Raw genomic sequence first — 8,840 nt, 5'->3', positions numbered from 1 at the left:
CGCCGCCACCGTCGGCGGCCGGCAGGGGACCTTCCTGCGTACCGGGGACCTCGGCGCGATGTACGACGGCGAGCTCTACGTCGCGGGGCGCCAGAAGGATCTGATCATCCGCGCGGGCCGCAACTACCACCCGCACGACATCGAGGCCGTCGCCACCGCGGGCGACGCGCACCTGCGCCAGGGCGGCGCCGCGGCGTTCCAGCCGGAGACCGGTGACCAGCGGGTGGTGCTGGTGGTCGAGGCCTCCCGCAGCGGGCTGGCGCGGCTGCTCGCCGACCCTGCGCTGCTCGCGTCGTTGACCGGCGGGCTGCGGCGCCGGGTGGCCACCGAGTGCGGGTTGGACCTCGACGACGTGGTCGTCGTCATGCCCGGCGCGATACCGAAGACCTCCAGCGGGAAGGTCCGCCGGCGTGCCACCAGGGAGCAGTTCGTCGGCGGGCGGCTCAAGCTCGTCGTGCCGGCGGTCCCGTCCGTGGTGCCCGAGCGGGCTGCCGCCGACACCCACCCCGGCGACCGGTCCGCAGCGGTGGAACAGCTCGTCCGGCGGTACGCGAACCTCGACGGGTCCGAGTGGGACCCGTCGCTGCCGCTGGCGGCGCTGGGACTCGGTTCGCTGCGTCTGATCGAACTCAAGGCGGCGGTCGAGCGGTTGGTGGACGGCACCCTGGACGCCGAGCTGTTCTTCGGCGACCGGTCGGTGGCCGAGCTGGTCGCCGCCGCCGCGAGACCCGGCCCGGCCGCCGTACCGCTGCCGGCGGAGACCGGGGCGGTGAGCCCCGCCTCGGCCGGCCAGGTCGAGCTGCACTTCTACGACGAGGTGTCGCGCGGCAACCGGGCGAACAACCTGGCGATCGGCCTGCGCCTCTCCGGCCGCGTCGAGGAGGACCTGCTGCGGGCCGCGATCGACGAGGCCGTCGCTCGGCACCCCGCGCTGCGCACGACCCTCGGACCGCTCGGGTCCGGCACCCAGACCGTGCACGAGCAGGGCACTGTCGACTGGGAGTGCCGGACCTTCCCGGACGGCCCCGACGAGGCGGTACGCGCCTACCTGCACGAGCGGGCCTACCGCCCCTTCGACCTGGTGACGGGCCCGTTGGTGCGGGCCGGGGTGGCGTACCCGCCGGACGGCACGGTGCTTCTCGTGGCGTGTCATCACGCGGTCGTCGACCACTGGTCGCTCCAGCTCCTGCTCGCCGAGATCCTGCCCCGGATCACGGGCGGCGACGCCCCGCCGGCCCAGGTGGGACCGGGCGCGGCGGACGCCACCGACTGGGCCCGGCTACAGCAGCAGGCGCGACTCGATCCCGACCGGCGCGACCGGGTCACGGCCCTGGCGGAGAAGTGGCGGCCACTGCGTGACCTCGTACTCTTTCCGCAACGACCTGCTGGCGGCGGGTCTGCACGACGACGGCCGGACCCGGACCGGCACCGGGCCGGCTGGCTCGACTTCGAGGCCGACCCGGACGTCGTACGGGCCCTGCACCGGCACGCGGCCCGGCGCGGCTTCACCCCGTTCGTCCCCCTGCTGGCCGCCTACGTCCAAGCCCTGCACGAGGTGACCGGCGAACCCAGGATCGTGGTCGGCGCGCCGCACCACGGGCGCACCGACCAGCGCTTCGCCGGCACCGTCGGCTACCTGGTCAACATGGTGCCCATCCTCGGTGACCTGACCGACCGGCCCGACCCGTCGGCACTCGAGGAACGCCTGTGGCGGGAACTGCGGGCGGCACTGTCGACGGCGGACGTTCCCTTCAGCGACCTGGTCCGGGCCCTCGCCGCGGACCGGCACGGCCAGAATCCGCTCTTCCAGGCGACCTTGACGCTCCAGCAGCCGGTGGACGGCGGCGACGTCGGGCTGTCCGTGCCCTGGAGCCGCCGGCGGCGACGGATCGGGTCCCACGACGTCGAGACGGTCGACGTGCCGCCCGTGGACGTCGCCTTCGCGACGAGCCTCTACGGCGCACTCGATAAGGGCGGACTCGTGTTGCGCCTCGTCCACCAACGCAACCTCGTCTCCGCGGAGACGGCAGCCGAGGTGTGCCGGCGGTTCTCCGAGAACCTCGCCCGGCTGCTCCGGGGGCCGTCCACAGCACTCGTCCACGACCCGGTTCGACTCAGCTAAGGCGGAGATGATGACTGCTTCCGATGGTGCCGTCGGTAATCTGGTGGAGTCGTTCGACGAGGTCGTCCGCGCTCACCCGGACAGCATCGCGGTGTGCTGCGGAGACCGGCGGATGTCGTACGCCGAGGTGGCCGCCCGCTCGACGGCGCTCGCTGCGACGATCAGGGCGCGGGTCGACGACCCGGCCCGTCCGGTGCTGCTGCTCCTGCCGCGCTCGGTGGACATGGTGGTCGCGAGCCTGGCCGTGCTGCGGGTGGGCGCGGCGTACGTGCCTGTCGATCCGTCCACCCCCGCCGCCCGGCTGAGGCTGATCGTGGCGGACGCGGCGCCCTCGGTGGTGGTGACGACTCCCGAGCTGGCGCAGCTGCTGCCGCCGGACACCCCGGTGCTGGGGCCGCAGGACGTCGCGGAGGAGCGCGGCGGCGACACCGGCGGGCCGTGCCCCGCGGCGTGGGACACCCGCGCATACGTGATCTACACGTCGGGCACCACCGGGCGGCCGAAGGGCGTGGAGGTCAGCCACGGCAACGTGCTGCGCCTGATCCGGGCCACCCGGCCGCAGTTCGGCTTCGGTGCCGGGGACGTCTGGACGATGTTCCACTCGTTCGCCTTCGACTTCTCCGTCTGGGAGATGTGGGGCGCGCTGCTGTCCGGTGGCCGGCTGGTCGTCGTGGGACAGGACGTCGCACGGGACCCCGTGGCCTTCCGGGCGTTGCTCGCCGACGAACAGGTGACGATGCTCAGCCAGACGCCCACCGCCTTCAACAGCCTGGTGGCGCACGAGGTCTCCCGGCCCGACAGGCTGCCGCTGAAGTGGGTGGTCTTCGGCGGTGAGGCGCTGCGCTTCGGTGACCTCCGGCCGTGGGTGGCCAGGTACGGCGACCAGCAGCCGCAGCTGGTCAACATGTACGGCATCACGGAGACGACGGTCCACTCCTCGTACCGCAGGGTCCTGGCGGCCGACCTGACGAGCACGGCCAGCCTCATCGGTCGTCCGCTGGCGGACCTCGGTTTCCTGCTCTGGGACGGGCAGGGCCGGTCGGTGCCCCCGGGCCAGACCGGCGAGATCGTCGTGACCGGACCGGGGGTGGCCACCGGATACCTGGGCCAGCCCGGAGCGACCGCTGAGCGGTTCCTCGACCTGACCGTCGACGGCAGGCCCGTGCGGGGATACCGGTCCGGTGACCTCGCCCGCCTGACTCCCGCCGGGGAGTACGAGTACCTGGGGCGGGCCGACGACCAGGTCAAGATCCGTGGGCACCGGGTCGAGCTCGGGGAGATCCACGCGGCGCTGACCGCGGTGCCCGGCGTCGGGCAGGTCGCGGTGACCGTCCGGCGGGCGCGGCCGCAGCGCAATCCGGTGGTGAAGCAGGAGGCGGTGTCCGGGCGGATCTCCTCGGTCCGCAGTCTCGTCCGGGCCGGGCAGCCGGCGTCGGACGTCGGCAACGACCGGATGCAGATCGTCGCGTACGTGACCCACGACCCCGGCTGCGAGCTGGGCGAGATTCCGGAACTGCTGCGGGCGAGCCTGCCCTCGTACATGCTCCCGGCGTTCGTCGTACCGGTGCCGGAGATCCCCGTCAACGCCAACGGGAAGGTCGACTTCACGCTCCTGCCCGCACCGACCCCGGCCAACCAGCTCCGGGCGCCGATGGCCACGGAGGCGGTCGCCGACGCATCGACGGCGACGGTGGAGCGGGCGATCTGCGCGCTGTTCGAGGAGGTGCTCGGCGTCGAGGGGGTGGGACCCGACGACTCCTTCTTCGGCATCGGCGGGGACTCCATCATCGCCGTGCAGCTGCGTGCGGCGGCGGCGAACCGCGGGATGACGCTGGACCTGGCCGACATCTACGAGCTGAAGACGCCCCGTGCGCTGGCCGCGTACGCCGTCACCACGGACGAGTCGGTCGACCCGCCGGTCGAGCCGTTCAGCCTCATCGACCCGGCGGACCGGGCGCACCTGCCGGCCGACGCGGTGGACGCCTACCCGTTGGCCACCCTCCAGGCCGGCGTGCTGTTCCACAGCGCGTACGCCGAGGGCGTCAACATGTACTGCGACATCTTCATGTTCCGGTTGCGCGCCAGGTTCGACCACGACGCCATGAGCCGCGCGCTCGCGCGGGTGACCGAGCGCCACGAGATCCTGCGGACGTCGTTCCACCTGTCCGGCTTCTCGCAACCGCTCCAGGTCGTCCACGCGCGGGCCCGGACCCCGCTGAACGTGACGGACCTGAGCCGGTTCGACGAGGACCGGCAGCTGGCCGAGTTCGAGGCCTGGCAACGCCGGGAGATGAGCAACCCGTACGACTGGGCGCAGCCGCCACTGGTCCGGTTCACGGCACACCTGCTCGGCCCGGACGAGTTCATGTTCTCCATGAGCTTCCACGACACGATGTTCGACGGGTGGAGCGAGACGTCGCTGCTCGCGGAGATCCTCGTCGACTACTGGCAGGACCTGCAGGGCATCGCGTCGCCCGACCGTGCCCTGCCCGTGCGCCGGTACGCCGACTTCATCGCCGAGGAACAGGCCGTGCTCCGCGACGAGGCGGTCCGGGAGTTCTGGCGGCAGGAGCTGGCCGACGTCGAGCCGAGCCTGCTGCCCCGCCTCGCCCGGGGCTCCGGCGCCGTCCACGAGGGGCGGATGGGCTTCCTCAGCGTGGACCTCCCGGCGGAACTCTCCGACCGCCTGCACCAGCTCGCCGCCGCCTGCGGGGTGTCGGTCAAACACGTGGTGATGGCCGTCCAGGCGCGGGTGGTGATGGCGCTCACCGGACGCGACGACGTCGTGCTGGGCGTCGCCGCCAACGGGCGGATCGAGGAGGAGGGCGGCACCGAGGTCATCGGCCTGCACCTCAACCTCGTACCCTTCCGGTTCCGGCCGCGGGGTCGCACCTGGCGCGACCTGATCGCGGCGACCAGCGACAAGGAGCGGGAGCTGCTGCCGGTGCGGCGCTTCCCGCACGCCGAGATGCTCCGGCTCGCCGGCGTGCCCGAGCTGACCGACATCATGTTCAACTACACCCACTTCCACGGCTACGAACGGCTCGCCCACGCCACGGGCATCGAGGTGGTCGACGGCTTCGGCTACATCCAGACGAACTTCACCCTGCGGGCCGAGTTCAACAAGGACCCGTTCAGTCGACTGCTCACGCTCGACCTCGAAGCGAACATGGAGCGGATCTCGGAGGACCAGCTCCACGAGGTGGCGGACGTCTTCCTGCGGGCGCTGACCAGCGTCGTCGACCAGCCCGACGACGAGCCGACGCAGGTCGCGCTGCTCGGTGAGCAGCGGTACCGGGCGTTGGTCGAGATCTCACGCGGGCCGGTCGAGCCGGCGACGGCGACGGGTTTCCTCGAACGGATGGCCCGTTCGGTGGAGACGTTCCCCGACGAGGTGGCCGCCGTCTGCCGTGGCCGCGAGGTCACCTACCGGGAGCTCGCCGCGCACGTCGAGCGGGTGGCCGGATGGTTGCGTGACCGGCAGGTGGGCCACGGCACCGTGGTCGGCCTGGCCAGCGGCCGGAACATCGACTACCTCGTCGTCACCCTCGCCATCCTCCGCCTCGGCGCGGTGTACCTGCCGCTGCCGCAGGGCCCGGCCGCACGCGTCGCCCGCATGGTCGGGCGGGCGGAGGCGAGGCTGGTGGTGTGCGACGAGACGCACCGCGCCGCGTTGGCCGCGATCGATGAGGTCGAGCTGGTCGAGCTGGCGGACGTCCTCGCCGCTGCCGGCACGCCGGTCGCGCTCGGCCCCGCACCCGGCGGTCGGGACAGCGCGTACGTCCTCTTCACCTCGGGATCCACGGGCGACCCCAAGGGCGCGCTGATCCGGCACGACGGCATGCTCAACCACATCGACGCCAAGATCCAGCAACTGGATCTGCGGCCCGGCGACCGGCTGGCCCAGGACGCCGCCGCCACCTTCGACATCTCCGTCTGGCAGCTCCTCGCGCCACTCGCCGTCGGCGCCACGACCGTGATCTATCCGGACGAGATCGGTCAGGACGCGGCGTCGCTGCTGCGGGCCGTGGCCGAGGACGGGGTCACCGTGCTGGAGGTGACGCCCTCCGTGCTCAACATCATGTGCGCCGAACTCGCGTTCTACGGCGTCGACGCGTTTCCCCCGTTCCGCCTGCGCTGGGTCGCCTCGCAGGCGGAGACGCTGACCCCGCAGTCCGCCAACACGTTCCGCCGGCTGCTGCCCGGGGTGGGGCTGCTGAACATGTGGGGGGCGACCGAGACGTCCGACGACGTCCTGCACCACCTCGTCGCGGCGGACGTGGACGAGCGGGACGCCTCCGTCCCCCTCGGACGGCCCGCGCGCAACACCGCCCTGTACGTGCTGGACGGCGCCCGGGAGCCGGTGCCCACCGGCACGCCGGGCGAGCTGTACGCCGGCGGCGTCTGCGTCGGCGGCGGCTACGTCAACGACCCCGACCGGACCGCCGCGGTCTTCGTCAGCGACCCCTTCGCCATCGACGGGGACGGCGTCATGTACCGCACCGGCGACCGTGGCCGCCGGCTTGCGGACGGCTCGGTCGAGTTCCTCGGCCGGATCGACAACCAGCTCAAGATCCGAGGGAACCGGGTCGAACTGGACGAGGTCAGCCGCGCCCTCGCCGGCGTCGAGGGCGTCCAGGAGAGCGTGGTGATCGTCCGGCAGTCCGCCGACGGCGGCAAGCAACTCGCCGGGTTCTTCGTACCGGAGGTGGTCTCCGGCGGCGCCGACGGTGCGACCGAGGGCTCCCTGGTCCGCCGGGACCTGCGGTCCGAGGAGGTTCGCTCCGGGCTCAGCCAGGTCCTGCCCCGCAACGCCATCCCGGACTTCCTCGTCCGCATCGACCAGTTGCCGCGGACGAGCCACGGCAAGGTCGACACCCGCGCGCTGGCGGCGACGGCCCTGTCCCCGGTCGAAGAACCGACCGGGGAGGGCTCCGCCCCGATGACCCCGACGGAGGAGGCCGTCGCCGAGATCTGGGCCTCCGTGCTCCCCGGTCGCCGGCCCGGGCCCCAGGTCAGCTTCTTCGACCTGGGCGGGCACTCCCTGCACGCGACGCAGGTCCTCGCCCGGCTGGGGGACCGCCTCGGGGTCCGCCTGCCGATCCGGGAGCTGTTCGAGAACCCGACGCTACGGGGCTTCGCCGCCCGGGTCGAGGCGGCGCTGACCGACGACCGGGAGTCGGAGGTGCCGATCCCGGCGAGGCCCGCCGGCCTGCGGGAGTTCCCGCTGTCCATGGCGCAGTCGAGCCTCTGGTACCTCGACCAGCTCGACTCCGACGGCGCCTACACCGACGGCTACCTCCTGCATCTGCGTGGTGACCTCGACGTGACCGCGCTGCGGGCGGCCGTCGACCGGCTCGTCGCGCGCCACGAGGTGTTGTCCAGCCGGGTCGTCGAACGCGACGGCGTGCCGCTGCTGGTCGTGGATCCCGATGCGAAGCCGCGCCTGCGGATACGGGAGGCCACCGACGCGGCGGTCGCGGAGGGGGACACCGAGGCGATGCTGGAGTACGTCCGGCAGCGGGCGACGCGGCGCATCGACCTCGGCGGCGTGCTGACCCGGGCCACCCTGTACCGCTTCGCCGACCGGGACCACGTGCTCGAATGGACGAGCCACCACGTGGTCACCGACGGCTGGTCCAACGAGCTGATCCTGCGGGAGATCGCGGAGTCGTACGCGGCCCACCGGGCGGGTCGGGAGGCGGACCTGCCCCCGCTGCCGATCCAGTACGGCGACTACTCCCGCTGGCAGCAGGACCACCTCGAATCGGCGCCGGCCCGACGCGACGGCGACTTCTGGCGGTCCTACCTGAAGGGCTACGACGGGGAACTCGCCCTCGCGACCGACCTGGAGCGGACCGAGGACCGTACGCGGACCGCGGGCCGGCGCCACCGGGAGTGGGACGAGAGCTTCTCCGCCGAGGTGCGGGCGTTCGCGCAGCAGCACAACGTGACCCTCTTCATGGTCGTGCACGCCGTCAGCGCGGTGCTGATGGCCAAGCTCGCCCAGCAGTCGGACGTGGTGATCGGCGCGGCCGTCGCCGGTCGGCACCCGGCGGAGACGAGGGACCTCGTCGGCTTCTTCGCCAACACCGTGCCGTTCCGCTACCAGGTCGACCCGGAGCACAGCGCGCGGGCGGTCGTCGCATCGGTCCGGGACAGCGCCCTGAACGCCCTGGACCACCAGAGCCTGCCGTTGCAGAAGATCGTGGACCTCGTGGGAGCACCCCGCCGACCCGGGGTCAACCCCCTGGTCCAGGTCGTGGTCTCCGTCGCCCGGTCGATGCACGGTGTCGCCGCGCTGCCGGGCCTGGACACGAGCGTGACCCCGCTGGGCGCGCAGACGAGTCGCTTCGACCTGTTGCTGCACTTCACCGACGAGGACCGGATCGGGCTCACCATCGAGTACGACCGGTCGCTGTTCACCCCGGAGGCCGTCGACCGGCTGGCCGGGGCGGCCGACCGGCTGCTGAGGTTCTTCCTGGGCAGCCCGGACCGGCCGGTGGAGGAGGCGACGCTCGTCGACGACTGGGACCGCGGGGCGCTCGGGGAGATCTGGCGGGAGGTGAGCGGCCAGTCCCTGGAGATCGACCACCGCGCGACGGCAACGCTCATCGACTCTCCGCACTGGGGCGCGTACGTGTCGCGGGTCGAAGCGGCAGGGCTGATCGTCCCGCTGGTGCTCGCCCTGTGAGGACCGGCGGGACGAGACCTGGGG

The 8,840-nt window shown here is 72.6% G+C and carries 2 protein-coding genes; both read left to right on the top strand.

Going from position 1 to position 8,840, the window contains the following annotated elements:
- Positions 1–2,122: condensation domain-containing protein (locus tag AB0B83_RS06765; RefSeq protein WP_357577334.1), on the top strand; the 2,122-nt coding region annotated here is incomplete at its 5' end.
- 10 nt (positions 2,123–2,132) lie between these two features.
- Positions 2,133–8,816 carry an amino acid adenylation domain-containing protein gene (locus AB0B83_RS06760; protein WP_357577333.1) on the top strand — a complete coding sequence of 2,228 codons (6,684 nt, stop codon included), beginning with the start codon at positions 2,133–2,135 and terminating at the stop codon, positions 8,814–8,816.
- The last annotated feature ends 24 nt before the right edge of the window (positions 8,817–8,840 follow it).

The sequence above is a fragment of the Micromonospora sp. NPDC049060 genome (assembly GCF_040649055.1).
Lineage (GTDB): Bacteria > Actinomycetota > Actinomycetes > Mycobacteriales > Micromonosporaceae > Micromonospora > Micromonospora reichwaldensis.
The sequence above is the reverse complement of the archived record's forward strand: the minus strand, read 5'-3'. Positions and strand labels throughout refer to the sequence as shown.

Excerpts from the sequence above, each read along its gene's own strand:
- AB0B83_RS06760 (WP_357577333.1), top strand. The coding sequence starts at position 2,133 with ATGACTGCTTCCGATGGTGCCGTCGGTAATCTGGTGGAGTCGTTCGAC.